The organism is Cognatundibacterium rivi (assembly GCF_018139565.1).
GTDB lineage: Bacteria > Pseudomonadota > Gammaproteobacteria > Burkholderiales > Burkholderiaceae_D > Undibacterium > Undibacterium rivi.
Map to the genome: position 1 here is coordinate 206,986 of NZ_JAGSPK010000002.1, position 25,821 is coordinate 232,806.

Consider the following 25,821-nt stretch of genomic DNA (forward strand, 5'->3'; position numbering starts at 1 on the left):
AGTTTTAACGCTATCCAATTAAAAAGGTGAGGAGAAATCCTCGCCTTTATTTTTATGAACAATTTCTTTCAGTGTGGACGTTATCGTTTTTCGCTTCAGGGCAACAAAGTAAAGCCGTTGGTGATGGGGATATTGAATATCACTCCCGACTCGTTCTCTGATGGCGGACGCTATTTATCCTTAGACGGTGCGCTTTCGCGTGCGGAACAGATGATCAATGATGGTGTAGATATTATTGATATCGGAGGTGAATCAAGCCGTCCGGGTTCGGCTCCTCTTTCTTTGGACGAAGAGTTAAGCAGAGTGATGCCCGCCATTTTTGCATTACGCGATTGTGGTAAGCCTTTATCCATTGATACGTATAAACCTGAAGTGATGCGTGAAGCATTGCTCGCCGGTGCTGACATGATCAATGACATCAGGGGCTTTAATTCACACGATGCTATCAACGCAGTTGCTGGTACGGATGCAGGTTTATGCGTGATGCACATGCAGAATTTACCGGCCAATATGCAAAGCCGACCTGATTATCAAGACGTAGTCACGGATGTAGAAGGTTTTTTAAGGCATCGTGTCGATGCATTATTGAGTGCTGGAATAAAGTCAGAAAATATCTGTATTGATCCGGGTTTTGGTTTTGGTAAAACGCTGGAACATAATAGGTCATTGTTCCGGAGTATCGACGAAATACAGACCAGGCTGGGTTTACCTATGTTGGTTGGCATATCACGTAAAACGGTGATCGGAGAAATTACCGGAAAGCCAGTTGAACGCCGCCTGGCTGGTAGTCTTGCTGCAGCAATCGCTGCGGCAGATCGCGGTGCAAAAATTGTCCGTGTTCATGATGTTCAGGAAACAGTTGATGCTTTCAATGTGTGGCAGGTATTAGGTAATTAAAAACATGTCAGATATCCTGTTCGGATATTTTTGAGTAATTCCTGCAAATAAAATAAATAAAATGACTAGAAAATTCTTTGGTACGGATGGCATACGTGGCAAAGTCGGTGTCGCACCGATTACGCCTGATTTTGTGATGCGTCTTGGTTATGCGGCGGGTAAGGTGCTTGCGCAAAGTGGTTCTGATTCACGACCGACGGTTTTGATCGGCAAAGATACGCGTATTTCCGGATATATGCTGGAAGCCTCCCTCGAAGCTGGATTTGCGGCGGCGGGTGTGGATGTCATGCTTTCTGGTCCTATGCCTACACCGGCTATCGCTTATCTGACAAGGGCTTTGCGTTTGTCGGCGGGGGTGGTTATTTCGGCTTCACATAATCCTTTTGACGATAATGGCATTAAATTTTTCTCTGCCGAGGGAAACAAGTTGCCCGACGATGTTGAATTGGCGATCGAAGCCGAGCTTGAAAAGCCAATGCAAAGCGTCAGTTCTGAATACCTTGGTAAGGCACGACGCTTACGCGATGCAAATGGTCGTTATATTGAGTTTTGTAAAAGTACGTTTCCATCAGAACTCGATTTGCGCGGATTGAAGATCGTTGTGGATTGTGCCCATGGTGCGGCGTATGACATTGCACCCCATGTGTTTCACGAATTGGGGGCGGAAGTTCTCGCTATTGGTAACGCGCCGAATGGTTTGAATATCAATGATAAAGTAGGAGCGACTGCGCCTGAGGCGCTGGCTATTGCTGTCAGAGCAAATCATGCCGATCTGGGGATTGCTCTTGATGGCGATGCGGATCGTCTGGTCATGGTGGACAGACAAGGAGTAATTTACGATGGTGATCAGTTATTGTATTTAATGGTACTGGACAGGCTGGCGGTTGGTCCTGTTGCTGGTGCTGTCGGCACATTAATGACTAACATGGCGGTGGAGATTGCTTTCAAAGAGCTGGGGGTTGGTTTCACCAGAGCAAAGGTCGGAGATCGCTATGTGCTTGAGCAAATGCGGGAACGTGGCTGGATACTTGGTGGTGAAGGGTCCGGACATTTGCTGTGTCTGGATAAACATTCAACAGGCGATGGTATTGTGTCTGCATTGCAGGTGTTATCAGCATTGCGTCGTACCGGAAAAAATCTGGACCAATGTTTTGATCAACTGAAATTATTTCCGCAGGTATTGTTGAATGTCCGTGTCAGTCGCGGATTCGACTGGCAAAAAAATTCAGCACTGGTTGAGGAAAAAACAAAAGTGGAAGCGGAGTTGGCCGGGCGTGGACGTGTATTGATTCGTGCTTCCGGTACTGAGCCGGTTATACGTGTCATGGTAGAGGCGGATGACAATGAATTGGCCACTGCTTGCGCACGCCGCTTGGCGGCTTGTGTAGATAAAATCTGAATGAATTTTGATTTTAGTTGAGTAAGCATTCTTGAAACTGCGGCTGATACCATGTAGTATTCAGCCTTCAGTTTTTATCTCTTCTGATGAAGACATAAGTAAGGCTGTCCATAGCTCAGTTGGATAGAGCACGAGCCTTCTAAGCTCGGGGTCGCAGGTTCGATTCCTGCTGGGCAGGCCAAAAACTCCCGCATATTCCTACTTTAGTAATTCTTTCCCACGTATAGACCTCCGTTTGATTGCTGGCGGAAGCCATCTTCATTTGTGAAAATTCGTTTCGGAATTCGTAATTTATTTGCTGATCGTGCCACAACGACATCAGTAGAATATATCGTCGATGATAAACAAAGACCTCGAATCACAGACCGTCAGTTCTTCAGGCCACCAGTCCGCTGCCTTTGAGTAGCATACTCACCGCAACTAATAGTACAAGCCATGCAAATAACAGTTGTATTGTTGCCTGATTGAGGCGTGTGACGATTTGCAGTCCACCCAATAAACCAAATGTGCTGCCTATCGTGAATGGCAATGCGATTGCCCACGGCAGACTGCCATGAAGTGCGGCCGAAGACACACCGCTGATGGAGACAAGCGTGATGACCGCCAATGAGGTTGCCTGAATACTGCGTATATCGAGATGAGAGTGCCGTATCAGTGAGGGGATGATGATAAATCCACCGCCGACCCCGACTAAACCGCTCAGATATCCAGAAATAAGGCCAGTTCCTGCGATCGCTCTTGCGCAACGCATGGTCCAGTGAAAACGTTGATTATCTGCATTTAAACTGCATGCAACATCTTGTTCATTACGTGAGATTTTTTTACGGCGGAATGATCGGAAAGCGATCAGCAATAAAATACATGCAAAGAGAATCAGCAGCGGTTGATTCGGTATTCGTTGTGCTGAAAAAACACCGACCGGGGCTGCCAGCATGCCGGAAATACCCATTAACACCGCAGCACGGTAGCGGACTATGCCCTTGCGTAAGCCAGTGATACTGCCAAGAGCCGCTGCAAAGCCAACTGCCATCAACCCTACAGGTGCTGCTTGTTGTACCGATAAATGGAGGCCGTAAACAAGCAGTGGAATAGAGAGCATGCCACCGCCAGCACCTGTCAGCGCCAAAACAAAACCGACGATGGTACCGAGGATGATGGTGAGAAAACTCAATTCCATAGTTGCTGTTGTTGCGCTTCACAACGCATTGATTGGTAACTTCAGATAACTGACACCGTTACTTTCAACGGGCGGTAATTGCCCGGCACGTATATTGACCTGCACGGAAGGCAAAATCAGGTTGGGCATATCCAAGGTTTTATCACGGGCTTCACGCATAGTGATAAACGTGAGCTGTGAAATGCCGTCGTGAACATGAATATTGTTTTTGCGCTCTGCCTCTACTGTCGTTACCCACATTGAAGAGCGGTTTTCTGGTGGATAGTCGTGGCAAAGATGCAGGCGGGTATCAGCCGGAAGTTGAAAAATCTTTTGTATCGACTGATAAAGTATTGCCGCATCTCCACCGGGAAAATCGCAGCGGGCAGTGCCATAGCCCGGCATAAATAATGTGTCACCGATAAAAGCATCTTTCCCGGTCAGGTACGTCACGCAAGCCGGAGTATGTCCCGGCGTATGTATGACGCGCACGGTTAATTCTCCGATCTGAAATTCCTCGCCGTCGTGAAACAGATGGTCAAATTCCTTTCCTTGCGCACTGATGTCCTCAGCATTGAATATTTTTTTGAAAACACGCTGGACATCGCAAATGTGAGCACCGATGGCGATTTTTCCTCCCAGTTTCTTTTTCAGATAGGGAGCCGCTGATAAATGGTCCGCATGCGCATGTGTTTCTAGCAACCATTCAATAGTTACCCCCGCTGCTTTTGCGTGCTGAATCAATTTATCTGCGTTATGGGTAGAAGTTCGTCCTGATTTAGCATCAAAATCTAAGACACTGTCGACGATTGCTGCTTTTTTTGTCAGTGGATCTGTGATGATATGCGTGACCGTACTCGTCGCTGCATCAAAAAAGGAATCAATGATCGCTTCGTTCATATATTTTCTTTAACGGCAAATCGTTACTCAAAGGTCGGTAGTGCAGGGGAAACAATGCTTTTGCCTGATTGTATCCAGGCATCAAAACCGCCGGCAATCGATTTCACTTGTAAGTAGCCCATCTCATGTAAAGTGCTCGCTGCTAAAGCTGCGCGTCCGCTGGTTTTACAATAGACAACAATATTCAGATTGCGTGCGGATAGTTCAGGGCTACCGCTCAATTTAAACTCAAGTAAGCCGCGCGGAATATTGACTGCACCTTGCAAATGACTGGCTGCGTATTCATCCGGCTCGCGTACGTCGAGCAGAATATCGGCTTCTTTTATTGCATCTTCAGCCTCCGCAATGGATATTTCCTGTATCTGAGATTTTGCTGCGGCAACGAGGTCATGTGCTGTTTTCATAGGTTTTTTCATTCAAGAATGATTAATAGTGTCAACATGTCAGGCTTATTTCATCGAGTCTGAATGCGCTATTCTGGATAAAAGCAGGCCATACATCACGAGTCTTCGCATCACTACAATTGCTAGCAAGGGTAGTGATGGGCGGTCGAAATCTTGTAATGGCCTGATATCACATCATCAATGCAATTATTTTGTTTTGCAGGTACTGATACCAAATGGTAAGTATGCCGGGCAAATGCGGAAAATGCCTGTCATTAATGGAACAACACCCAGCCATCCCCATGCACCGATATAACCGGCAAAGTGTGCACCTAATAAAAGTGCGCCAACAAGAATTCTGACTACCCGGTCTGCGGATCCTACGTTTATTTTCAACATGACTTACTCCTTATTTGTTTTTTAAAAAAACCAGAAACACTATAGAACTATTTCAACTATCGCGAATGAACAATAAAATAATTGTTGCTTCACATTGATCTATCTAAACAGCTTAGGTCAATTCGACTTACCTGCCAGCGCCGCCGCTAGCCCGGACAACTGAGAAGCAACGTTATGGCACACCAGATCGCATAGTGCGTAGATGGAAGGATCTGCGATCTTGTAGTACACAGAAGTTTTACGGCTTTCTCTTGTAATAATCCCATGGTTTGCTAAGTTTGAAAGGTGACGGGAAACATTCGCCTGAGAACAAGAACAAATCATTGCCAGTTCTCCTACATTTCTTTCACACTCTCTCAACGCATTCAGTATTCGTAAGCGGGTTGGTTCTGCAAGCACAGCAAAATACTGCGCAATTTGCATTAGTGCCTGATCCGGTAACTCCTTCAACAAGGAGCATATTTTTTCATTATTGCTCATCACCGTGCTCATTTTAAATAAATAGCTAATATTTAAAACTGTATTTGCGCAACTACGCAAATAAGTATATGATTAATTCACGCTTAATGCAATTATTAATATTTTTTGAATGAGGAAATTGAATCATGACGGGGAAATCATGGATTTATGCTTCCGTTTTGCTTGCTCTGACAGGTGTGTCCGCACCGCTCCAGGTCGTTGCAGGGAGTCTCACGACAGTGCCAGTACGCTCAACGAATGATGCAGTCGGTTTTGTTGCCGATGGTGTGGTGGAGGCCGTCAGACAAACTGGTGTTGCTGCGCAAATCTCTGGTGCTATTGTTGATCTTCCTGTCAAAGCTGGTGATGCCGTGAAAGCGGGGCAGGTGCTCGTTCGCATGGATGCAAGAGCCGCGAATCAGGAGGTGAAGGCGAGCCGGGCGCAAGTCGATGCGGCGCGCGCCAGTTTAGTTGTTGCACAAAAAGACTATGAACGGCAAAAACAACTCTTTACTAAAAATTACATTAGTCAGGCACAGTTAGATCGCGCCGAATCTCAATTTCAGACCGCCAGTGCACAGGCCAATGCTCAGATTGCACAGGCTGGTGCTTTACAAACGCAGTCCGGATTTTATGTATTGGCCGCACCGTACGCGGGGGTTATTTCTGATGTTCCCGTGATGCTGGGGGATATGGCTATGCCTGGTCGCTTGTTGATGACTGTTTACGATCCCGTCGCGATGCGTGTTACAGCAACGGTGCCACAGGAACGTGTTGCAGAGATCGCGGCTGAACAAAAAGTGATTGTTGAAATTCCCGGTATGCCTGCTTCTCAGCGTTTGATTCCCGCAAACAAAGTAACCGTCTTGCCGATGGTGGATGCAGCGACGCACACGGTACAGATCAGACTGGAATTACCGCAAAAAATAGCGGGCTTAAGTCCGGGGATGTTTGCCCGCGTCAGCCTGAAAAGTAAGTCTGTCAGCAGTGATGCGAATCGCTTATATGTCCCCGTCAAGTCCGTGTTTCGCCGCGCTGAGCTTAGCGCTGTCTATGTCGTCAACGCGCAAGGAAAACCCATATTACGGCAGGTAAAGTTAGGCCCGGTAACGGGATCTGAGCAAGAGATACTCAGTGGTGTGTCAGCAGGTGAACAAGTCGCAGCTGATCCGCTTGCTGCAGCGCGTATTGCAGCCTCCCGCTAAGGAGTTTCAGATGAATAAAACCTTAGGAATATCCGGGCGCATCGCAGCGTTTTTTCAAACCGCGCAGATCACGCCTTTACTGGCTTTAGTGGCGTTTCTGCTGGGTTTGTTTGCCGTAATGGTGACGCCGCGGGAAGAAGAGCCGCAAATTAACGTGACGATGGCGAATGTGCTGATTCCATTCTCGGGCGCATCCGTCAAAGATGTTGAGCAGATGGTGGCTATCCCGGCGGAGCAAGTGTTAAGCCAGATCGAAAATGTTGAGCACGTGACATCGGTCTCGCGTCCTGGTTTGGCGATTATGACTGTCCAGTTTGAGGTCGGTGTGCCGCGTACAGATGCCTTAGTACGCTTGTATAACACGGTACACAGCAACCATGATTGGTTGCCTGCCAATCTGGGCACATCTGATCCATTGATCAAACCTAAAGGTATAGATGATGTTCCTATCGTTTCCCTGACCTTGTGGAGTAAAAATCAGCAAACCGCTGCTTTTGACATTGAACGTATTGCGCATAGTATCGAAGCGGATTTAAAGCGGGTGAAAGGAACGCGGGAAGTCGTGACCATTGGCGGACCCGGGCGGGCGATCAATGTAGAACTGGATCCTGCAAAACTTTCTGCCAACAGTTTAACCGTCGCTGATTTGCGCAACAGCTTACAGGCTGCCAATTCAGCTGTGCCCGGTGGTGATCTGGTTGCCGGTAATCGCACGATTCAAGTGGACGCCGGGGAATTTTTACATGATGCAAAGAGCGTCGGTGAACTGGTGGTTGGCGTCAAGGCTGGTAAGCCGGTGTATTTGCAAGATGTCGCCAAAATTGAAGACGGCGCTTTACCTGCTGCAAAATTTGTATGGCACGGCGTCGCTGGGAAAGATGCGGCTGAATACCCGGCTGTCACAATTGCGATCACAAAAAAGCCAGGCCAAAATGCGGTCGATGTCGCTACTGCCGTGATTGCGCGAGCCGAAATCTTGCGTAATACCATTATCCCTGCGGACGTTGAAATGACGACCACGCGGAATTATGGTCAGACCGCAGATGATAAAGCAAAAAAATTAATCCAAAAATTACTGTTTGCGACTGCATCTGTCGTTGCTCTGGTATTTCTGGCTCTGGGACGTCGTGAGGCGGCGATCGTCGGTACGGCAGTCATTCTGACGCTGACGGTAACCTTGTTCGCCTCCTGGGCATGGGGATTCACTCTGAACAGGGTATCGTTGTTTGCTCTGATTTTCTCTATCGGGATACTGGTGGACGACGCGATTGTAGTCGTCGAAAACATCCATCGTCATCAGGCCTTATTCCCCGGAAAGACGCTGCCGGAAATTATTCCTGGCGCGGTCGATGAAGTGGGCGGGCCGACCATTCTGGCGACGCTGACAGTGATTGCTGCGCTGTTACCAATGGCTTTTGTCAGTGGCTTGATGGGTCCTTACATGAGTCCGATACCGATCAATGCGAGTATGGGGATGTTGCTGTCTCTGGCGATCGCCTTTGTCGTCACGCCCTGGCTGGCAAGATTATGGATGAAAGAGGGACATCACGGGGGCAATGGTATTGCGGCAAAACTGGCGCCGCTATTCAGTAAAGCCTTCCGGCCGTTTCTGGAGCAAAAAACTGGTGCAAGTAACCGACGTAAATTAGGTGTTGGCGTTGCGATTCTGATTGCTCTTTCTGTGCTGCTGCCGGTACTGGGTTTAGTGCAATTAAAGATGCTGCCTTTTGATAATAAATCTGAATTTCAGGTTGTAGTGGATATGCCGGCAGGCACGCCCGTTGAAAAAACGGCGGCAGTATTGCATGAGCTTGGGGCTTATTTACAAACCGTGCCGGAAGTCACCGATTATCAAGCTTATGCAGGTACTGCTGCACCAATCAATTTCAATGGCTTAGTACGTCAATACTATCTACGTTCTGCCGCTGAGTTTGGTGATATTCAGGTTAATCTCGCCGATAGACATCATCGTTCTGAAAAAAGTCATGTCATCGCAACACGCGTCAGACCGGCGTTGCAAGAAATTGGCAAGCGCTATTCTGCGAACGTGAAAATAATCGAAGTACCGCCGGGCCCACCCGTGCTGGCGCCAATTGTTGCTGAGATTTACGGCCCCAGTGACGACGGACGCAGGCAAGTTGCGAAGTCTGTTCGTGCGATCTTTGAACAAACGAAAGGTGTGGTTGATGTTGATGACACGAGTATTGTTGATGCACCACGAAAAATCATTCTGATCGACAAACGCAAGGCTTCACAGCTGGGTGTTTCGCAAATGGCGATCGTGACCACGTTGCGTGCTGGTCTTGCTGGTGATGCCGCAAGCTATCTTCATGATGAAAGTAAATATCCGGCATCAGTCAATCTGCATTTGCCTGTCAGCGATCAGGGCAATATTGATCAGTTGCTCTCCTTAGGTGTGAAAAATGTACAAGGCAATATTGTTCCTGTACGCGAACTGGTGACGATCTCCGATACGGTAAGAGAGCAGCCGATCTATCATAAAGATGGCGCTGCTGTGAATTATGTGACCGGCGACATGGCCGGTGCCATCGATAGTCCGCTCTATGGCATGTTCGCAATGCGTTCTGAGATTGCTAAAGTGCAGACCCCTGGCGGTGCTGCGATAGACGAGTACTTCATCAGTACGCCCGCAGACACCTATCGCGGTTTCAGTCTGAAGTGGGATGGTGAATGGCAGGTAACTTACGAGACGTTCCGTGATATGGGCGCGGCTTATGCGGTCGGACTGATACTGATTTACTTACTGGTCGTTGCGCAATTCGGCTCTTATCTGACACCGCTGATTATCATGGCGCCAATTCCTCTCACCATCATCGGCGTGATGCCTGGGCACGCTCTGCTTGGTGCGCAATATACGGCAACCAGCATGATAGGCATGATCGCGCTGGCGGGCATCATTGTGCGCAATTCCATCCTGCTGGTTGATTTTATTCACGTTCAGGTAGCGGCGGGAATGGCGTTTAAAGATGCGGTGGTGAGTTCTGCCATCACCCGCGCTCAGCCGATTGCGCTGACTGGGTTAGCGGCCATGATGGGGGCATTTTTTATTCTTGATGATCCCATTTTTAACGGGCTCGCCATCTCTCTGATCTTCGGTATTTTTGTTTCCACATTGCTGACCCTTGTGATCATTCCATTGCTGTATTTCACGGCGTATCAGCATCAATATTCATCGCAAACTCAATCTCACTAAGGAGCTTCTTATGAACAGTTGGCAAGTAGTACGCGTTATTGCAGGTTTTTTCATCCTGTTAAGTCTGGCACTGGGCATTCCCGGTAGCCCCGTTTTCGTCAATCAGTGGTGGCTGGCTTTTACAGCATTTGTCGGTATTAACTTATTTCAGAGCGGCCTGACTAAATGGTGTCTGATGGAGAGCATTCTCCGCAAACTTGGCGTCAAAGCAGGTAACTGAACACGCGTTCACATCATTCAGATAAGGAGATTGTTATGCACCTGGTTTGCCCTGTATGCGGAGCTACGAATCGTGTCGCAGATGAACGCTTATCTCAGCATCCAGTCTGTGGCAAGTGTGGTGCTGATCTGATGGCGACTGAGCCTGTGCCAATCAGTGAACAGGCCTTGGTGAAGTTCATCGAAAAGACGGAGTTACCGGTATTGATTGATTTCTGGGCAAAGTGGTGTGATCCCTGCCGGGCGATGGCGCCGCAATTTGCTGAGGCTGCGAAAAATGCGCCAGATATTCGTTTTATAAAAGTTGATAGCGATGCGGCACCGATGGCCAGTCAACGCTATGACATTCGTAGTATTCCGACTTTGCTTCTGATGTATCAGGGGCGGGAAATCGGACGGCAGAGCGGAGTGATGCCCGCTTCGCAAATAGTTGCATGGGTGCGCAGCATATTACCAAAGAAGTAATCAGCGCAAATCGATGAATGATACACAGGAGGAGACAGCATGGCACATATCGTTATATTGGGAGCGGGCACCGGTGGTATGCCAGCCGCTTATGAGTTGCGCGAAAAACTGGATACGTCGCATCGCATTACCGTGATTAATGCAGTTGATTATTTCCAGTTCGTACCTTCAAATCCCTGGGTGGCTGTTGGCTGGCGTCAGCGAGAGGCGATTACATTTCAAATTCGTCCCTATCTTGAAAAGAAAGGCATAGAATTTATTGCACAAGCTGTTGTACGTATTGATCCTGAAAAAAACTCACTGATCGTCAATGATGGCACTGTTGTTGAGTATGATTTCTTAGTCATTACCACAGGGCCTAAGCTAGCATTTGATGAAGTGCCAGGCGCAGGTCCAGTGAATGGATTTACGCAGTCTATTTGTTCTGTCGATCACGCAGAACATGCTTACCATGCATATCAGAAATTTTTAGAAGATCCCGGGCACGCGATTATTGGGGCGATGCCGGGTGCATCGTGTTTCGGTCCTGCTTATGAATTTGCATTTATTTTCAATAAAGATCTGAAGAAGCGCAAATTGCGCAATAAAGTTCCAATGACCTACGTGACAAGTGAACCTTATATCGGCCATCTCGGACTTGGTGGTGTGGGTGACTCCAAGTCGATGTTGGAAAGCGAGTTCCGTAATCATGATATTAAGTGGATTTGTAATGCGAAGACTACCCGTGTTGAAGATGGAAAAATGTTTGTCAGCGAGATGGACGACATGGGTAATCTCAAAAAAGAGCATGAACTACCGTTTAAATACAGCATGATGTTGCCAGCGTTTCGAGGTGTTGATCCCGTTGCTGCCGTTGACGGTTTATGCAATCCGCGTGGTTTTGTCATCATCGATGAAAATCAGCGAAGTAAAAAATACCGGAATATTTTCTCTGCAGGCGTGTGTGTTGCGATTCCACCGGTAGAAGTGACGCCGGTGGCCACGGGCGCACCGAAAACGGGGTACATGATAGAGAGCATGATTACCGCGATTGTCCATAACATCGAGGCTGATCTGGTGGGCACACCGGCGACTGCGAAGGGGTCATGGAATGCGATCTGTCTTGCGGATATGGGCGATACCGGAGCGGCTTTCGTTGCTTTACCACAGATACCGCCCCGGAATGTCGCCTGGTTTAAAAAGGGGCAGTGGGTACATCTGGCCAAAATCGCTTTTGAAAAATATTTTCTGCATAAAATGAAAGCAGGAACCTCAGAGCCGATTTATGAAAAGTATGTCCTGAAGCTTTTAGGCATAGAACGTTTAGATAAATAAAATAGGTAAAACAATGAGTTTGTTAGGAAAAATAATCGGAGCATGTGCCGGTACAGAACAGGACTTACCGGCACATGCGATATTGATCGACGTCCGTTCATCGGGGGAATATCAATCTGGATACATCGCTGGTGCTGTTTCTTTGCCATTGGGCGAGGTTGGTGACCGTATTCACAGCGTCGTGCCAGACAAGGATGTACCCATCATCGTCTATTGCCAGTCGGGTGCCCGTTCCGCATCCGCAAAAAATATTCTGACGAACATGGGATATACCAATGTCGCCAATGGCGGCGGGGTTGGCAGTCTGGCGCTTCGTTTGCAAAAACAAATTTGCCGTTTGTAATCCATCATGACAGCACCAATAACCGCGTCACGATTCAGTCATCCCGAGGAAACCTGGAGTAAACGGTTTTCTTGTGATGAATATATTTTTGGAACTGAAGCCAATTATTTCCTGATTCGCTGCCAAGATGTGCTCCATCCCGGCATGCGTGCTTTGGTTGTCGCAGATGGGGAAGGGCGTAATAGCGTCTGGCTTGCCGGGCAAGGTTTAATCACAACGGCGTTTGATATTTCGCCTGTCGGAGTGGATAAAGCGAGGAAGCTTGCTCAGCAGAGAAATGTTGACGTGAATTTTGTTGTTGCTGACTGTGATCGCTTTAATTGGACGCCAGCGCAGTACGATGCAGTCGTCGCGATTTTTATCCAGTTCGCTGATCCGGAAATGAGAGCACGTCTGTTTTCGAATATGATGCGCGCACTGAAACCGGGTGGTGTTCTGATTCTTCAGGGGTACAGCCCAGCGCAGCTTGAGTATAAAACTGGCGGCCCTCAAGATATTGCTCACCTTTACACAGAAGAATTACTGCGTGATTTTTTTTCTTCACTGGATATTCGCGAATTGCGTTTTTACGAAGAAGTCTTGAAGGAAGGAACGCAACATGCCGGTAGATCGGCTTTGGTTGGTATGCTGGCTTATAAACCTGAATAAAACAGACTGTTTAAGCGGTTGTTGATTGAGGCAGAGAATCCAGTAATGAACCGCAGAAAACTATCACTGTGGCTCTGGCAAGTTTCCGCTGAAGAAGCCGGAAACTTGCAAATTCAGACGAACTTACGCTTTTTTCGCCCAGGCTGCGCACCAGCCCTTGCCATTCACCAGCTTGTTACCCATGGCGCCGCAGGCACCCCAGCTGTCAGTTGCTTTACCTTGATACAGCATGCAGTTAGAGCAGGTTTTTCCTGCTGCATAGGCAGGGAATTTTTTAGCATCGACTTTCGTCGCATCGTTTTTATAGCCCAATGCGGTTGCCGCTGCATCCGTTTCTGCGATTTTTTGTGCTTGCGCCTGCGTGAGTCCGCTGGCTGAAATCGTGAGGGCGACGACTGGGATAGTTTTGAAAATGAATTGGCGACGTGACGTCATGGCAATGTCCTTTGGCTGGTTCATAGAAAATAAAATTGAAACTACTTTTCTAAGTCTATGCTTCCTATCAAAGTCAGATGTGAGTTGTATCAATAAAAGAGTGAAATTTGTTTTTCTTAGGCGTTCATTTTTAACTTTTTATCTGAAACATGGTGTCCGCCAAGCCAATCTTTACGCCAATTTCAGGTCATCAGTTTTTAACTTTTTCTTTAAAAATCCCGACAGCAGGCTCACCTGTATGGCGTAAAACGATATGACTGAATTTCGCTGGGACAATTAATGTCTTGCCTTCAGAATCAAAGTTAAATTTTGATTCTGCGCCGGATGAATCAATGGAAAATATTTCTGGTGTCACGGTAGCAGTTTTCAATTTTATCAAGATATCTTCGTTGACTTGACTGACTTCGACAGGATACAGATTGCTATTAGTATTCCCTTCAATTTTGTAGATGAAGTTTTCATGTTCTCTGACTGCTTTCTGACATGCCGTAGTACAAGCCAGCAGGCAAGCCAAAGCAATAATTTTCAGTATTTTCTTCAATTGTTTACTCCGCTATCCGTCGTTTGAATGTTACTACTCTAATCCATCGTGCCGAAGCAGATGAAATTTGAACTCGTTTTATTTTTCCTGAAGAATCTGAATAAATGCCGAAATTTTCCCTTCACTACATTTTTCCGGGATTATTTCAATTTCATCTCCTGCTTTAATCTCGGTATCTTTAGGAACTACAACGATCGTCGTGATGAATTTCCGTATGTGGCGATAATGAACTTTAACGAAGCGCCGATTTTTAATGTCGTCGTCGGTTAAAGAATCAAGACATGGCAGTATGGCGTCTTCGGGAGATTTTGTGTTGATAATTGACAGTACCCAGGCACGACGTGCACCTTGATCCCAATGTATATCCGTTGCAAGTGCAGAGCTGAATATTCCAGCCATACAGAAAAAGAAAACGAATAGTTGGCGGCTTATGTATTTATTCATGATCGATTTTTACCAGATGCAGCTGGGCTAACAACTGTTGAGTCTCGGATTGACTTATCGTTGAAATATGTTCATTCCTTTGATTGAAGTAAATGCCGAGATTCACTTTGTAAAAATAGGCTACTCCGGCTTTGAAATCCCGTTCTATCTGATTACCGCCGAATGTCGCAGAACCTAACTGATGTATGCCAGGTGAAACTTCCAATGCGATGAAGGTATCTGGAGCAAGAGTTGCAATGTGTTTCTGATCCAGACTGACCCTGGTAGGCAATTGTGCAGCGACAAATCCTGAGCGAACGAGATACAGTTTTGCCTTTTCTGCTGTCGGTGTATGCAGTTCTTTGGCTAGCTTTTCGTCGACATCGTCGGCCATAGGAGCCGAGATGCATTCGCGCCACGAACCGAATATCTTGCACGGGGCGGTTTTATTTGCGCTATGTGCCGGCAAGATGGATGCACAATACAGGCAGATAAAAACACTGAAAGAATGGAGCGCAGATATCTTCATTTACTTTACTCTTCCTCCCGTGCTTTATCTTTGAAGAGGGAATAGCTCAGCGGCAACAGCAGTAAAGTGAAAATGGTTGCAGTAATAATTCCTCCCACAATCACTACCGCAAATGGCCGCTGTGTTTCTGATCCGATTCCATGAGATAGTGCGGCAGGCAATAATCCCAGTCCTGCCATCAAGGCTGTCATCAGAATGGGGCGCAAACGGGCAACAGCACCTTCAATCGCGCTAGGGAAATTCATATCGTTCTTTCTTTCGAAATCAAGAATTTGTTCCAGCATGATGACGCCGTTTTGCACAGAAATACCTGCAACGGCGATGAAGCCGACCGCAGCAGATACTGAAAAATGCAGACCTTCGACGGCGAGACCGGCGATGCCACCGACCATAGTAAATGGCACCATGACCAGTACAAGTAACGCCATTCTGATCGATCTGAATGCCCAGAATAGCAAGGCGAAAATCAGGAAAATAGTCACTGGAACAATGATCGCCAGACGCTTCACTGCACGCTGTTGATTTTCAAACTGACCGCCCCAGGTCATAAAATAACCCGGTGGTAAATTCACTTGTTCACTGACTTTCTTTTGTGCTTCGGCGACAAAACTACCCTGATCTCTGCCCAGTAAGTTTGCTTTCACAGAGGCATTACGACCACCGGCTTCACGGCTGATGCGACCGGCACCTTGTTTCAGAAATATTCTGGCAATGTCAGCCAGATCGATGGTTCCGGCTCCGTTCGGTAAATTGACTTGCAGCGCACCTATGCTGTCAATGGAGTTGCGATAAGCTGCTTTCAAACGAACGGTAATATCAAATCGCTTGTCACCTTCGAAAAAAGTATTTACAGGATAATCCGCGAGCGCAGTCTGGATAGCGCTATTGACGTCGGCCACATTAATACCTAATCGCGCAATTTTTTCGCGATCGATCACGATGTTGAGTTCAGTTTGCCCACCGATTTTGACTGCATCGACATCAGCCGCGCCTTCTATGCCGCGTAAAATGTTGGCAATCTGTTCGCTTTTCTGCGTCAGAACATCCAGATCCGGACCGAAGATTTTGATCGCGATTTCTCCTTTGACGCCGGATAAAGACTCTTCAACACTATCCTGAATGACCTGTGAGAAATTGGTCGGAACGCCAGGTAAGACGCCGATTTTTGCAGTCATATTAGAGATCAGACTTTCTTTGTCTTTAAATTTCCATTCACTGTGCGGTTTCAGCTCGGCCAGAATTTCCATGTTGTTCGGGCCTTTGGGGTCTGTGCCATCATCTGGTCTGCCTACGTGAGCTACAACGGATTTCACTTCCGGATAGCTGAGTAAAATCGAACGCACCTGACGCTCAATATCTTTGGTTTTTTCTAAAGCAGTGGATGGCGGCAGGCTGATGGTCAGCCAGATATTTCCCTCATCCAGTTTAGGAAGAAATTCGCTGCCCAACTGGGGCGCGAGACCCAATGTAAGGATAAGAATCAATGTCGAGACAAAAATAACGCCACGTTTTTTCTTTGTCGCTGACTGCAGCAATTCCCGGTAAAACTGTTGCGTATTTTCCATCCACTGACTATGGCGCTCAGCAAGACTGTGCTTTTTCATTGTCAGAGTCAACAAAGTAGGAATCAGGGTGATCGTCAGAATCAAGGCCCCGAGCATGGCAAAACTTAAGGTCAGCGCGACTGGTGAGAATATTTTTCCCTCTACCCGTTGAAACGTGAAAATGGGAATAAACGCCAGAATAATGATGGCTTTGGCGAACAGGATGGGATGGCCCATTTCAACGACGGTATCTTTAAGAACATGTTTTCGCCATAGAAACAGGTTGCCATGTTCTTCATTATGTTTGAGTGCCAGCCTCACCATTAATGCTTCGACCAATACGACAGCGCTGTCGATAATGATGCCGAAATCAACTGCGCCCAGTGAGATCAGATTGGCTGGAATCCCTCGCAGATCAAGCATGATAAAGGCACACATCAGGGATAAGGGAATCACCGTGACGACAATTAATGCAGCGCGCCAGTTGCGCAGAAATACAATCAGGATTGCGACAACCAACACAGCACCGACGACCAGATTCTCAAAGACAGTCATGATCGTGTGATGCAATAAATCCGTGCGATCATAAATCGGGCGTATTTTCACGCCCCGCGGTAACTTGGCATTGACCAGATCTATTTTTTTCTTTAATTCTTCAATGATTTTCGCTGCATTTCCGCCTTTGGTCATCTGTACGATACCCAGTACATAGCTGTCGCCCTGGTTATACGAGACGATTCCTGAGCGTGGGTGATGCGTAATTTCTACGTTCGCCACATCAGACACTAAAACCGTTTTTCCGTTTTTTGCATTGATAATGACGCGACCGATATCTTCTTTCTTTTCAAACAGACCCTGGCCACGGACGACCAGTGCTTCATCGCCACGGCGGAGTGTGCCGCCGCCGACATTGCTGCTATTGTTGGTCAGTGCCTGGCTGACCTGATCGAGTGTGACTCCATAACGTTTTAAGGCATTCGGATCGACCTGCACCTGATATTCTTTGACCGTCCCACCAAAACTGACGACATCGGCAACGCCGGATACAATGCGTAATTCCGGACGTATCGTCCAGTCTTGCAAACTGCGCGCATCGTTTTCAGACATATCCTTAGGAACTTCCAGTACATACCGGTAAATTTCACCGACGGCTGTCGTCAGCGGTGCGATTGTTGCCTGTACGCCTGTGGGCAGTGTGACACCTTGCAGTCTTTCGAGCACTTGTTGGCGCGCGAAATAATCATCTGTTCCATCTTTAAATGTGATGGTGACCACCGACAATCCTGTAATCGAAACGGAGCGCAACTGTGTCTGCCCGGGCACACCACTCATTTCGCGTTCTATCGGCAACGTCACCGCACGTTCAACTTCTTCGGCTGCCTGCCCTTGAAATTGCGTAACAATCTGTACTTGCACATCCTGCACATCTGGAAACGCTTCAATCGGCAAATTGCTCATCGCGCGATAGCCGAAGAAAATTAAGGCGACCGTCAGAACTAAAACAAAAACGCGCTGGGTCAGAACAAAATCAACAAATTTATTGAGCATGTGATGCAACCTCGGCGTTGAGTAACAGCGCGCCTTCTTCAACGATGCGTTGTTTGTTATTCAGTTCAGCGTTCGATGCCACATCGGCGTAACTGACGTCACGGTCTTTGCGCACAATATTGATTTTTTGTTTTTGAAATTCACCTGGGCGCTTCTCCAGGAAAACATAGTTATACAAACCTTCAACGATCAGTGCTGCATTCGGTATACGGAACGCTTTCTTATCGCCATCAGCTAAAAATGACACGCGGGCAAACATTTCCGGACGGAGTTTCCCGTCTTTGTTATTTAATATCCCCCGGATTTGTATACGCCGTGTCATCGGATCGAGCGCTAAACCAACACGATCAACAAGTGCATCAAAAATCTGATCGGGATAGGCGTCAAATTCCAGCTGTATCTTTTGTCCGTTCTTGATATTGCTGATATACCGTTCCGGCACATCAACGAGCACCCACAATCTGTTGAGATCTGTGATCGTCAACAACGGTGTCGCTGCATCTGGGCGTACTTCCAGGCCTGGGTTAATTTGCTTATCTGTGATCAGCCCGCTGATCGGGGCTTTCAGAACGAATTGCCCATTTTCGCTACCATGTGCATTCAGGTTACGCATGCGCAAGCCGGCGCGTTTTGTTTCTGCTGCCGCCTGCAGATAATCCGCTTCGGCAGACTCAACATCCTTACGCGCAATCACTTCTTGCTCGAGTAATTTTTGCGCCCGATCCAGATTTAATTTTTTACGCTGTTGATCTGCTTTCGCTTTTGCGAAGTCGGCGTCTGCCGTTGCCATATCCGGTGAGTCCAGTATCAGCAACGGGCTATCTTTCTTAACGTAATCTCCAATCTCGACGGAGGAGCGGATGACGCGTCCCGCAACAGGCGAGCTGACACGGCTCGTCACATTTTCATCGTAAGCGAGCTTGCCATTCATTGTGTCAGCGATGGGTAAGCTGACTTCGCTGATTGTTGCTAATTTGATTGAAGCAAGTTGCGGTGCGTTTGCCGGATAGTTTATTTTTCCGATTTCCGCTTTTGCTGTCTGCGTAGCGTCTGTCTTTTTCTCCGTCGCGGTGACCCGTTTTGCAGAATAGATGACAGCGACACCAGCAAAAATGAGCGCGATAAGTACAACAGGGGTTTGACGTAATTTCATTTGTGTTCCAATTATTCCAGACTGATACGCAGTGTCATGCTGGCTTTCGCCAGATCAGCTTTAGCGTTGATCGTGTCTAACTCGATTGCTCTGTAAGTGCGGCGTGCATCCAATACATCCATGACGGGGACTGCGCCATTTTTAAAAGCGAATTCAGTTGCCTCTGCTGATTTACGAGCCGCCGGAAGTAATTCATTTTGAAAGCGCGCCAGCAGAGTTTTTGATGTTTGCAGTGATTCAGACTGGAGGCTCAATTCGTTGCGTGCGGCATCGATTGTTTTTGCCAAATTTTCCTGCGCTGCATCGACGGCGACTTCCGCAGCGCGGATTTCTCCCTGAAATTCGTAGCGGCTGAACAAAGGGATTTGTATAGAAACGCCATAGCTATTGCCGGAACCCAGTTGATTGGCGGGGTTGGTTGGATAATGCTCGAACTGAAGGCCAACAGTGACATCGCGTGTCCTTGCTGCGACGGCTAATTTACGTGCCGCCAGCGCAGCATCCAATCGGGCTTTCGCCGCCGCAACGTCCGTGCGTTTCTGAATTAATTCGTCGGACAGAACGCTTGCTGGCAACGCATCTTCAGTGTGCCAATCATCGATGACCTGTAGCGACATGAACGGTGCTTTGATTCCTATGAGTAAGGCCAGAGCACTTTGAGCGCGTTTAAGTTCACTGGCTGACTGCAGCAGATCATTTTCTGCGCGCAACGCATCCACACGTACCCGGGCAACATCGGCACCGGCAATATCCCCTGATTTTTTTCGCTTATCCGCCGCATTTAAGGTCGCCTGATAAGAATCAGAATTTTCTTTACTGATACGTAATTTGTGTTGTGCTGCCGCCAGATCAAAATAAGCAGCACCGATCATTTGTTTTAATTGACGCTCGGTGTCGTTAAAGTCCAGCCGACTGGCCTTTTCAAGATGCGTCGCAGCTTCAAGCCGTAATTCACGCTTGCCACCGCGTTCGACAAGCTGATCAATTCTGAGGGTGCTATCGACGGTTTTATTTTTCAGCGAACCTGGACCTATACCTAGTCTGGGATTGATCCCGCTGGTTTGAATTGTCAGATTTGGGTTGGGGGCTGCGCCAGCGATTGTCGTTGCCGCCTCTGCATTGGCGACATTGGTTTTTCCAAGCTTCAAATCATGGTTGTATTGACGCGCTAACTGAATTGCACGTTCCAGACTGAGTGGCGATAAGGCCGCTTCCGGAATGTTTCCGGAAATGTCGATATTGTTATGTGCCTTGTTTGATTGGTACTGAACTGGTTCAATGAGTGACTGAGCATAGCTATGTATTGCTGAGCTACATGCTGCGGCAATGGCTATCCTGACGACCCAATTAAACTTTGCCAGTGTAGGGCAAGGTTTAGTCATTTTTATCCTGCATGATGGGAGTAATACGTTGCCCCATTATGCAAATGCAAACTGTCAAAAACATGACAGTAAGCTGACAAAATCCTGACAACTAAAAATATAAACGTTATTCTTTAACCGTCATTCATTATCGCGAATTGCCGGAAAGTGAACCGAAAAAATGGTGCCTCCTGCTTCGGCGTCACTGATCGTGATTTGCGCATTATGATCTTTGACAATGTCGGCAACGATTGCCAGTCCGATACCATTCCCTTTGACACGTTCACCTGTTCCTTCGTAGATGCGATAGTGACGGTGAAAAATCAATTCTCTCTCTGCCTCAGGTATGCCCGGGCCGTTATCTTCAACGGAAAAAATTACTTGTTCGCCTTCGGTAAAGGTGTTGACCGTGACGACCCCACCCTCTGGGGTATAACTGATCGCGTTATCGATCAGATTTTCTATCAGATCGCGCAGTAAGAAAGCATCGCCGGAAATACGCGTCGGAGCAAGCTCAAAACCTAAGTCGATATTTTTTTTATCAGCCGTGCCCAGAAAATGAGGAATGCAATCAGTCACGATCATATCGAGCGATACGGGCTCTAGTCGTTTTCGTTCAAATTTACTTGGTTCTGCTCTTGCGAGTGAAAGCAACTGATTTGTTTGCCGTATCATCCGTTCGGTTGAAATCATCATTAACGAGATGGATCTGGCTGTTGTTGTCTCGCTCGCATATTTGTCCTGTAGCCATTCGATTTGCGCTTTTAATCCAGCTAAAGGCGTGCGTAACTGATGCGCAATATTGGCCAGAAACTCTTGTTGGGCATTGGACCCGATTTCTATTTTTTTGAGCAAACGGTTAATGGCCGTTACCACAGCACCAAGTTCCAGCGCGTTCTCTTCAACCGGGATCGCTGACAACGCATCAAAATCGCGTTGATTCAGATCCGCCTGTATTTTCTTCAGCGGTAACAAACCTTTTGTTACCGCGATCCACACCACGCCCAGAAGTAAAAAGGTTAAAGCTCCTTCGATAAATATTAACGCTGTCAATATTCTGGTACGGATCGCATTACGCTTTTTTAGCGTTTCGCCAGCATAAATGACGACATCCTGATCGCCGGCTGAAAATTTAATATTAATGATACGGATCTCTTCTCCACGCATTTTGCCGTTTGAAAAATGAGGTTCGTCGAGATTCTCCGGCTGAGCCAGAGTCGGAAAGTCGGAATCGCCAGCCAGCGTCTGATTTTTTTGATTGCGGATCGCAAAATAGATGGTGTTGATATGATCAACCCTTAGTACCTGCTCTACAGAAGAGGGCAGATCTACGCTGATGCCAGCTTCTGTTTTATTTAACCGGGTCGCCAGTGCCCAGCATGTATCAGCCAGACTTTGGTCAAACGCAAGTTGAGCCGGCTCCCATGCAAGCCAGTACACAAGACCGCCGCCGATGAAATTCACTAATAAAAGGGGAATGATTAACCATCCTAATAGACTGCGACGAATGCTTGGCTGTCCGGAACTCATCAGTTTCACTTTTCCTCTTCCAGCATATAGCCAAAGCCACGAATTGTGCGGATCATCACCTTAGCGTTGTTGAGCTTTAAGCGTATCCGTGAGACATAGACTTCAATTGCGTTGAGCGAAATATCTCCGTCGTGCAGCAAGATGGCATCGATGATCTGCTGTTTGGACACGACACGGTTTTCATTTTTAAGCAGATATTCAAGTATTGTCCATTCACGTGCAGATAAATCGATGACCTGACCATCAACTGCAGCCCGCTTCGTTTGTGAGTCAAGATGAAGCAGACCAAGCCTGATTCCGACCGAAGCAGGGGATGATCGTCGGACCAAGGCCTTTAAACGTGCGACTAATTCCAACGTCGAAAAAGGTTTGACGAGATAATCATCTGCTCCCATTTCAAAGCCTTTGACGCGATCCAGGATCGCATCTCTTGCAGTTAACATCAGGACGGGAAAATTATTCCGCTGAATTTTCCGTATGTGATGTAGTACATCAAAACCATCCATATCTGGCAAGCCGATATCCAAAATCATGACCGAAATTTTTTGTTCCTGAGAGATAAAACAGGCGTCTTTACCATTGCGGGCGACATCCACCAACATGCCATGCTCGCGCAACATCTGAGAGATGCCTTCTGCCAGCACCGGATCGTCTTCGACTAAAAGAATATGCATAAATGAAAAGGAAGAATGATTGGCGATTGAGGACGCTTACTGTTTCGGGACATTATTGCATGAGCGTTGACACAGAGACGCTCTTAAATACGCATCATGCTACGAAGATGGAAGCGCAGCATCGTCGTAGTATTGTTTTGTCGCGCGGACGATGAACTGAGTGATAAGCTGAGTTATAAAATGCGTTATGTTGAATTATAATACTGACATGAAACTTGGAATAATCAATCGACACTGGTATGAAAAGAGCATCTGGATCGCATGTATTGCGATCTTTTTGAATGCGCTGCTACCGTCATTGGATTATGCCGTTTCGAAAATGATCTCTCCACAAGAGATGGTAGAAATATGCTCTGCTGCCGGAACAAAATTTCTTCCGGCCGAGCAAGTTCTGCTCAGTAAGTCTTCTCCCGATACTACGCATCACCAGTTTAAACAATGTTCATTTTGTGCGACGCATGCCGGAACATTTGCGTTGCCGGTTGATCTGTCTGTGCGGTGGATGGTGCCTGTTGGTCACGCCTTGCTGCCTTTCCTGTTTTACCATTCCCCTAAGCTATTATTTTCCTGGTTGCATGCGCATCCGCGCGCTCCTCCTGCTATCGGCTGATTGATTGGCTGATTGTCTTCGCGACTATTATTGAATTTTTTGTGATTCGAGCAGATATCATTCTGTTTCGATCCGTTTGCACATTCATTCATGTCGCCATGACACCTCAGCATTGTTTGTACGCTGCTGATTGTGATGCTGAATGCATCCCGGCGTACATCTTTCTACCTGATACGCAATTTACGACAGACAGCCGAATTTATTTGCGCTGAAGCGGGCAACATCTGCTGTATTCGTAAGTTAAAACCCGTCTTACTTTTTCAGGTCAACGGGTGAGCACTATTGTGACCAAGGATCTTTATGTTTTTCTGTACATCATCTGCTAACCGTGTAATTCATCAAGCTCATTCAGAGCGATTTTCCCTTCCTGTTTTAAGAACTTGTGCGCTTGTTATTGCAAGTTTATTTGCTCCTGTCGGTATTAACTCCGCCTCAGCAGAAACTGTCGCCAATAGTGGCGGCGGGCTCAATGATTCAGCAATGGAAATTGGTAAAGTCGAAATCAGCGGCCAAAAAAATGGCCCGATAGCGGCAAAAAGTGTCCTCAGTTCCGTCGATATTCTTGGTTCCGATCTGATACAGACCCAGCAGGTAGTGAATACGTGGGAGCTCTTCAGCAAAGCACCTGGTGTGATGATGACCCAGTTCAGGCAAGGGAGTGAATCAGGTAAGCTGTCTTTCCGTGGCTTCAATGGTGAAGGTGAAGTGAACGCGGTCAAGCTGCTGATCGATGGTGTGCCGAGTAATGATAATGGCGGCGGCATGCAACTGCTGGACATGTTATTCCCATTAGAAATCAGATCGATTGAGGTCGTACGTGGAACGAATGATCCACGTTATGGACTGCACAATATCGCCGGAAATGCGAACATCGTTACTCGTAGCGGTGGCAACTACAACGATGCGCGGGTGACTTACGGCAGCTTTGATACAAAAGAGGTTCAGCTCGCAAAAGGATGGGAAAGCAATAACTGGTCGCAGAATTATTTTGCCGGTTATCTGAAATCAGCCGGATATCGTGATAACGCGACCTTTGAAAAATCCACCGTGGGTGGCAAATGGTTTTACACCACTGATGATGCTCGTATGCGATTTGGCATCATTGCGCGTCATACAGAAAGTAATGGAGATGAAGCCGGCTACCTGACGGCAGCAGATGCTTATACTCGTCCGACGATGTCGTATCCTTATGCCCAGTCGGAAGGTGGTAATCGTCAGATGAATCAATTAAGTGTGCATATTGATGCTGATCCTACAGATAAAACATCGCTAGCGACAAAGGTGTATCTGAATCAGATAAAAGATCAGCGCTGGTTACGCTATTCCAGTACAACATCGCAACAGGAACGTGTTATCGATGAAACGCATGTCGGTATTCTGAATTCTGTGACGTATCGCCCAAGTCTTGCATTAACAGATTGGTTGAAAGATCTGGCGATTGAGGCGGGCGTCAATGCCGAACATCAGGATGATAAAAGTCCGCGTTACAGTACGTCGAACAAGGTAAGGGTGACGACGACCCGAGATCAAAAATTTACGCTGAATAATTACGGGGCATATATTCAGGCCGCCATTCAGGCAACGGATACCTTAAAAATTATTCCTGCGTATCGCGTGGATAAATTTGATGGCAGTTTTACTGACGTATCCAAAAATGTGCACTACGGTATTCAGGATTATGGGGTGATCGGTCAGCCCAAACTGAGCGTCGTGTACTCGCCATTAAAGTCAACCAGCGTATATGGCAATTGGGGGCGAACATTCCAGATTGGAGCGGGCGCTGCAGCGTACAAATCGAACAAAAATGATCTGCGGCCGTCGATTAATGATGGTTGGGAAACAGGTGTCAAACTAGCACCAGCCAGCTGGATAAATGGTCGCTTTTCTGTGTGGGAACAAAGTGCATCGGATGAAGTAAAACGCCGTTTGAATGATCCCTCCGGCGATTCTGAAAACGTCGGCAGTACCAGGCGCAGCGGTATAGACCTGCAGGTCAATATCCGTCCTGACCAATATAGCAGCGCATGGATTTCCTATTCACGCCAACGTTCAAAAATTGTCGTGCCAGACCCAACTGCACCGATCACAGCGGGTAAGGAAATTGACCACGTACCCGGATATATATTTTCCGCTGGCTATGATGTTCAGGTCACGCCGGCATTGCAGTTATCAGTATCAGGTAACGGGCAGGGCGACTATTATCTGACCACCGCGAACACCGGCAGTAAATATGGTGCTTACGCGTTGTTTAATGTCGGTGCTAAATATAAATTCACTCCATCGGTGGAACTGGAATTCCAGGTGAAAAATCTGGCTAATCGTTACTACGAATATGTGTGGATTAACGATCAGACGCGTCATTCTCCTGGTGATGGCCGGGCGTTCTATCTTTCTGCCAATATGAAGTTTTAAGTGAAATGGTCTGCCTGATTATTGTTTTTCTATGCGGTGATCAGGCAGACCTGATGGCCG

25 protein-coding genes and 1 tRNA gene are annotated in these 25,821 nt (G+C 47.2%); 12 read left to right on the forward strand and 14 right to left on the reverse strand.

All coding sequences use genetic code 11. The features are described 5' to 3' along the window. Nucleotides 1-54 precede the first annotated feature (54 nt). The 3 genes from folP to KDM87_RS05285 all read left to right on the forward strand — a co-directional run bounded on the left by folP (nt 55) and on the right by KDM87_RS05285 (nt 2,477). Nucleotides 55-897, forward strand: coding sequence for a dihydropteroate synthase (gene folP / locus KDM87_RS05275; RefSeq protein WP_212678112.1), 843 nt, complete (start codon nt 55-57; stop codon nt 895-897). Nucleotides 898-958: 61 nt separating this feature from the next. Further along, the gene (gene glmM / locus KDM87_RS05280) at nt 959-2,296 is read left to right on the forward strand and encodes a phosphoglucosamine mutase (protein ID WP_212678113.1); all 1,338 of its coding nucleotides are present in this window, start codon (nt 959-961) and stop codon (nt 2,294-2,296) included. Nucleotides 2,297-2,400: 104 nt separating this feature from the next. Continuing rightward, nucleotides 2,401-2,477, forward strand: a tRNA-Arg gene (locus tag KDM87_RS05285). A gap of 195 nt (nt 2,478-2,672) precedes the next feature. Here KDM87_RS05285 and KDM87_RS05290 read toward each other — a convergent pair. The 5 genes from KDM87_RS05290 to KDM87_RS05310 form a co-directional block, all read right to left on the reverse strand. Then, nucleotides 2,673-3,473 carry a sulfite exporter TauE/SafE family protein gene (locus KDM87_RS05290; protein ID WP_212678114.1) on the reverse strand — a complete coding sequence of 267 codons (801 nt, stop codon included), beginning with the start codon at nt 3,471-3,473 and terminating at the stop codon, nt 2,673-2,675. Nucleotides 3,474-3,491: 18 nt separating this feature from the next. Further along, nucleotides 3,492-4,352 carry an MBL fold metallo-hydrolase gene (locus KDM87_RS05295; RefSeq protein ID WP_212678115.1) on the reverse strand — a complete coding sequence of 287 codons (861 nt, stop codon included), beginning with the start codon at nt 4,350-4,352 and terminating at the stop codon, nt 3,492-3,494. A 23-nt stretch (nt 4,353-4,375) separates the two neighbouring features. Next, nucleotides 4,376-4,756, reverse strand: coding sequence for a rhodanese-like domain-containing protein (locus KDM87_RS05300; RefSeq protein WP_212678116.1), 381 nt, complete (start codon nt 4,754-4,756; stop codon nt 4,376-4,378). Nucleotides 4,757-4,942: 186 nt separating this feature from the next. Next, a complete protein-coding gene (locus KDM87_RS05305; RefSeq protein WP_408058688.1) occupies nt 4,943-5,134 on the reverse strand; it encodes a YgaP family membrane protein in 192 nt (63 codons plus the stop codon). A gap of 117 nt (nt 5,135-5,251) precedes the next feature. Next, a complete protein-coding gene (locus KDM87_RS05310) occupies nt 5,252-5,614 on the reverse strand; it encodes an ArsR/SmtB family transcription factor (protein ID WP_408058689.1) in 363 nt (120 codons plus the stop codon). A gap of 125 nt (nt 5,615-5,739) precedes the next feature. Between KDM87_RS05310 and KDM87_RS05315 the strand changes: the two genes are divergently transcribed. From KDM87_RS05315 to KDM87_RS05345, 7 genes are read left to right on the forward strand one after another with little or no spacing between them, the layout of a single operon-like run. Next, complete coding sequence (locus tag KDM87_RS05315) at nt 5,740-6,798, forward strand: efflux RND transporter periplasmic adaptor subunit (RefSeq protein ID WP_212678117.1); 1,059 nt, start codon at nt 5,740-5,742, stop codon at nt 6,796-6,798. Between the two features lie 10 nt (nt 6,799-6,808). After that, nucleotides 6,809-10,012: an efflux RND transporter permease subunit gene (locus tag KDM87_RS05320; RefSeq protein WP_212678118.1), complete on the forward strand. Its 3,204-nt coding sequence runs from the start codon at nt 6,809-6,811 to the stop codon at nt 10,010-10,012. Nucleotides 10,013-10,022: 10 nt separating this feature from the next. Continuing rightward, nucleotides 10,023-10,232: a YgaP family membrane protein gene (locus KDM87_RS05325; protein WP_212678119.1), complete on the forward strand. Its 210-nt coding sequence runs from the start codon at nt 10,023-10,025 to the stop codon at nt 10,230-10,232. A gap of 35 nt (nt 10,233-10,267) precedes the next feature. Then, nucleotides 10,268-10,696 carry a thioredoxin TrxC gene (trxC, locus tag KDM87_RS05330; protein WP_212678120.1) on the forward strand — a complete coding sequence of 143 codons (429 nt, stop codon included), beginning with the start codon at nt 10,268-10,270 and terminating at the stop codon, nt 10,694-10,696. A gap of 39 nt (nt 10,697-10,735) precedes the next feature. Continuing rightward, a complete protein-coding gene (locus KDM87_RS05335; protein WP_212678121.1) occupies nt 10,736-12,010 on the forward strand; it encodes an NAD(P)/FAD-dependent oxidoreductase in 1,275 nt (424 codons plus the stop codon). Between the two features lie 13 nt (nt 12,011-12,023). Next, nucleotides 12,024-12,353: a rhodanese-like domain-containing protein gene (locus KDM87_RS05340; protein WP_212678122.1), complete on the forward strand. Its 330-nt coding sequence runs from the start codon at nt 12,024-12,026 to the stop codon at nt 12,351-12,353. Between the two features lie 6 nt (nt 12,354-12,359). Continuing rightward, nucleotides 12,360-13,001, forward strand: a complete 642-nt coding sequence (locus KDM87_RS05345) for a class I SAM-dependent methyltransferase (RefSeq protein ID WP_212678123.1) — start codon at nt 12,360-12,362, stop codon at nt 12,999-13,001. A 123-nt stretch (nt 13,002-13,124) separates the two neighbouring features. Here KDM87_RS05345 and KDM87_RS05350 read toward each other — a convergent pair whose 3' ends face one another. The 9 genes from KDM87_RS05350 to KDM87_RS05390 all read right to left on the reverse strand — a co-directional run bounded on the left by KDM87_RS05350 (nt 13,125) and on the right by KDM87_RS05390 (nt 22,739). Then, a complete protein-coding gene (locus KDM87_RS05350; RefSeq protein ID WP_186885434.1) occupies nt 13,125-13,436 on the reverse strand; it encodes a high-potential iron-sulfur protein in 312 nt (103 codons plus the stop codon). A 190-nt stretch (nt 13,437-13,626) separates the two neighbouring features. Next, nucleotides 13,627-13,977: a TrbG/VirB9 family P-type conjugative transfer protein gene (locus KDM87_RS05355; protein ID WP_212678124.1), complete on the reverse strand. Its 351-nt coding sequence runs from the start codon at nt 13,975-13,977 to the stop codon at nt 13,627-13,629. A gap of 78 nt (nt 13,978-14,055) precedes the next feature. Further along, the gene (locus KDM87_RS05360) at nt 14,056-14,421 is read right to left on the reverse strand and encodes a hypothetical protein (protein ID WP_212678125.1); all 366 of its coding nucleotides are present in this window, start codon (nt 14,419-14,421) and stop codon (nt 14,056-14,058) included. Next, nucleotides 14,414-14,929, reverse strand: a complete 516-nt coding sequence (locus KDM87_RS05365; protein WP_212678126.1) for a hypothetical protein — start codon at nt 14,927-14,929, stop codon at nt 14,414-14,416. Before KDM87_RS05365 ends, KDM87_RS05360 begins: the two co-directional genes overlap by 8 nt. A 5-nt stretch (nt 14,930-14,934) precedes the next feature. Beyond that, the gene (locus KDM87_RS05370) at nt 14,935-18,021 is read right to left on the reverse strand and encodes an efflux RND transporter permease subunit (protein WP_212678127.1); all 3,087 of its coding nucleotides are present in this window, start codon (nt 18,019-18,021) and stop codon (nt 14,935-14,937) included. Further along, a complete protein-coding gene (locus KDM87_RS05375) occupies nt 18,011-19,174 on the reverse strand; it encodes an efflux RND transporter periplasmic adaptor subunit (RefSeq protein WP_212678128.1) in 1,164 nt (387 codons plus the stop codon). Before KDM87_RS05375 ends, KDM87_RS05370 begins: the two co-directional genes overlap by 11 nt. Before the next feature lie 11 nt (nt 19,175-19,185). Continuing rightward, complete coding sequence (locus tag KDM87_RS05380) at nt 19,186-20,556, reverse strand: TolC family protein (protein WP_212678129.1); 1,371 nt, start codon at nt 20,554-20,556, stop codon at nt 19,186-19,188. Nucleotides 20,557-20,676: 120 nt separating this feature from the next. Next, nucleotides 20,677-22,065 carry a sensor histidine kinase gene (locus KDM87_RS05385; RefSeq protein ID WP_186897319.1) on the reverse strand — a complete coding sequence of 463 codons (1,389 nt, stop codon included), beginning with the start codon at nt 22,063-22,065 and terminating at the stop codon, nt 20,677-20,679. 5 nt (nt 22,066-22,070) lie between these two features. After that, nucleotides 22,071-22,739: a response regulator transcription factor gene (locus tag KDM87_RS05390; RefSeq protein WP_186885426.1), complete on the reverse strand. Its 669-nt coding sequence runs from the start codon at nt 22,737-22,739 to the stop codon at nt 22,071-22,073. A 208-nt stretch (nt 22,740-22,947) separates the two neighbouring features. On the opposite strand from KDM87_RS05390, the gene KDM87_RS05395 reads away from it, so the two are divergent. Next, nucleotides 22,948-23,349, forward strand: coding sequence for a DUF2946 domain-containing protein (locus KDM87_RS05395; protein WP_190477939.1), 402 nt, complete (start codon nt 22,948-22,950; stop codon nt 23,347-23,349). A gap of 480 nt (nt 23,350-23,829) precedes the next feature. Then, nucleotides 23,830-25,761: a TonB-dependent receptor gene (locus KDM87_RS05400; protein ID WP_230407606.1), complete on the forward strand. Its 1,932-nt coding sequence runs from the start codon at nt 23,830-23,832 to the stop codon at nt 25,759-25,761. The last annotated feature ends 60 nt before the right edge of the window (nt 25,762-25,821 follow it).

Coding starts and splice junctions, on each gene's coding strand:
- KDM87_RS05350 (WP_186885434.1), bottom strand. CDS start 13,436: ATGACGTCACGTCGCCAATTCATTTTCAAAACTATCCCAGTCGTCGCC.
- KDM87_RS05340 (WP_212678122.1), top strand. CDS start 12,024: ATGAGTTTGTTAGGAAAAATAATCGGAGCATGTGCCGGTACAGAACAG.
- KDM87_RS05290 (WP_212678114.1), bottom strand. CDS start 3,473: ATGGAATTGAGTTTTCTCACCATCATCCTCGGTACCATCGTCGGTTTT.
- KDM87_RS05390 (WP_186885426.1), bottom strand. CDS start 22,739: ATGCATATTCTTTTAGTCGAAGACGATCCGGTGCTGGCAGAAGGCATC.
- KDM87_RS05315 (WP_212678117.1), top strand. CDS start 5,740: ATGACGGGGAAATCATGGATTTATGCTTCCGTTTTGCTTGCTCTGACA.
- KDM87_RS05360 (WP_212678125.1), bottom strand. CDS start 14,421: ATGAATAAATACATAAGCCGCCAACTATTCGTTTTCTTTTTCTGTATG.
- KDM87_RS05300 (WP_212678116.1), bottom strand. CDS start 4,756: ATGAAAACAGCACATGACCTCGTTGCCGCAGCAAAATCTCAGATACAG.
- KDM87_RS05305 (WP_408058688.1), bottom strand. CDS start 5,134: ATGTTGAAAATAAACGTAGGATCCGCAGACCGGGTAGTCAGAATTCTT.
- KDM87_RS05370 (WP_212678127.1), bottom strand. CDS start 18,021: ATGCTCAATAAATTTGTTGATTTTGTTCTGACCCAGCGCGTTTTTGTT.
- KDM87_RS05295 (WP_212678115.1), bottom strand. CDS start 4,352: ATGAACGAAGCGATCATTGATTCCTTTTTTGATGCAGCGACGAGTACG.
- folP (WP_212678112.1), top strand. CDS start 55: ATGAACAATTTCTTTCAGTGTGGACGTTATCGTTTTTCGCTTCAGGGC.
- KDM87_RS05395 (WP_190477939.1), top strand. CDS start 22,948: ATGAAACTTGGAATAATCAATCGACACTGGTATGAAAAGAGCATCTGG.
- KDM87_RS05335 (WP_212678121.1), top strand. CDS start 10,736: ATGGCACATATCGTTATATTGGGAGCGGGCACCGGTGGTATGCCAGCC.
- KDM87_RS05365 (WP_212678126.1), bottom strand. CDS start 14,929: ATGAAGATATCTGCGCTCCATTCTTTCAGTGTTTTTATCTGCCTGTAT.
- glmM (WP_212678113.1), top strand. CDS start 959: ATGACTAGAAAATTCTTTGGTACGGATGGCATACGTGGCAAAGTCGGT.
- KDM87_RS05380 (WP_212678129.1), bottom strand. CDS start 20,556: ATGACTAAACCTTGCCCTACACTGGCAAAGTTTAATTGGGTCGTCAGG.
- KDM87_RS05320 (WP_212678118.1), top strand. CDS start 6,809: ATGAATAAAACCTTAGGAATATCCGGGCGCATCGCAGCGTTTTTTCAA.
- KDM87_RS05385 (WP_186897319.1), bottom strand. CDS start 22,065: ATGAGTTCCGGACAGCCAAGCATTCGTCGCAGTCTATTAGGATGGTTA.
- KDM87_RS05310 (WP_408058689.1), bottom strand. CDS start 5,614: ATGAGCAATAATGAAAAAATATGCTCCTTGTTGAAGGAGTTACCGGAT.
- KDM87_RS05375 (WP_212678128.1), bottom strand. CDS start 19,174: ATGAAATTACGTCAAACCCCTGTTGTACTTATCGCGCTCATTTTTGCT.
- KDM87_RS05400 (WP_230407606.1), top strand. CDS start 23,830: ATGGAAATTGGTAAAGTCGAAATCAGCGGCCAAAAAAATGGCCCGATA.
- KDM87_RS05345 (WP_212678123.1), top strand. CDS start 12,360: ATGACAGCACCAATAACCGCGTCACGATTCAGTCATCCCGAGGAAACC.
- KDM87_RS05325 (WP_212678119.1), top strand. CDS start 10,023: ATGAACAGTTGGCAAGTAGTACGCGTTATTGCAGGTTTTTTCATCCTG.
- trxC (WP_212678120.1), top strand. CDS start 10,268: ATGCACCTGGTTTGCCCTGTATGCGGAGCTACGAATCGTGTCGCAGAT.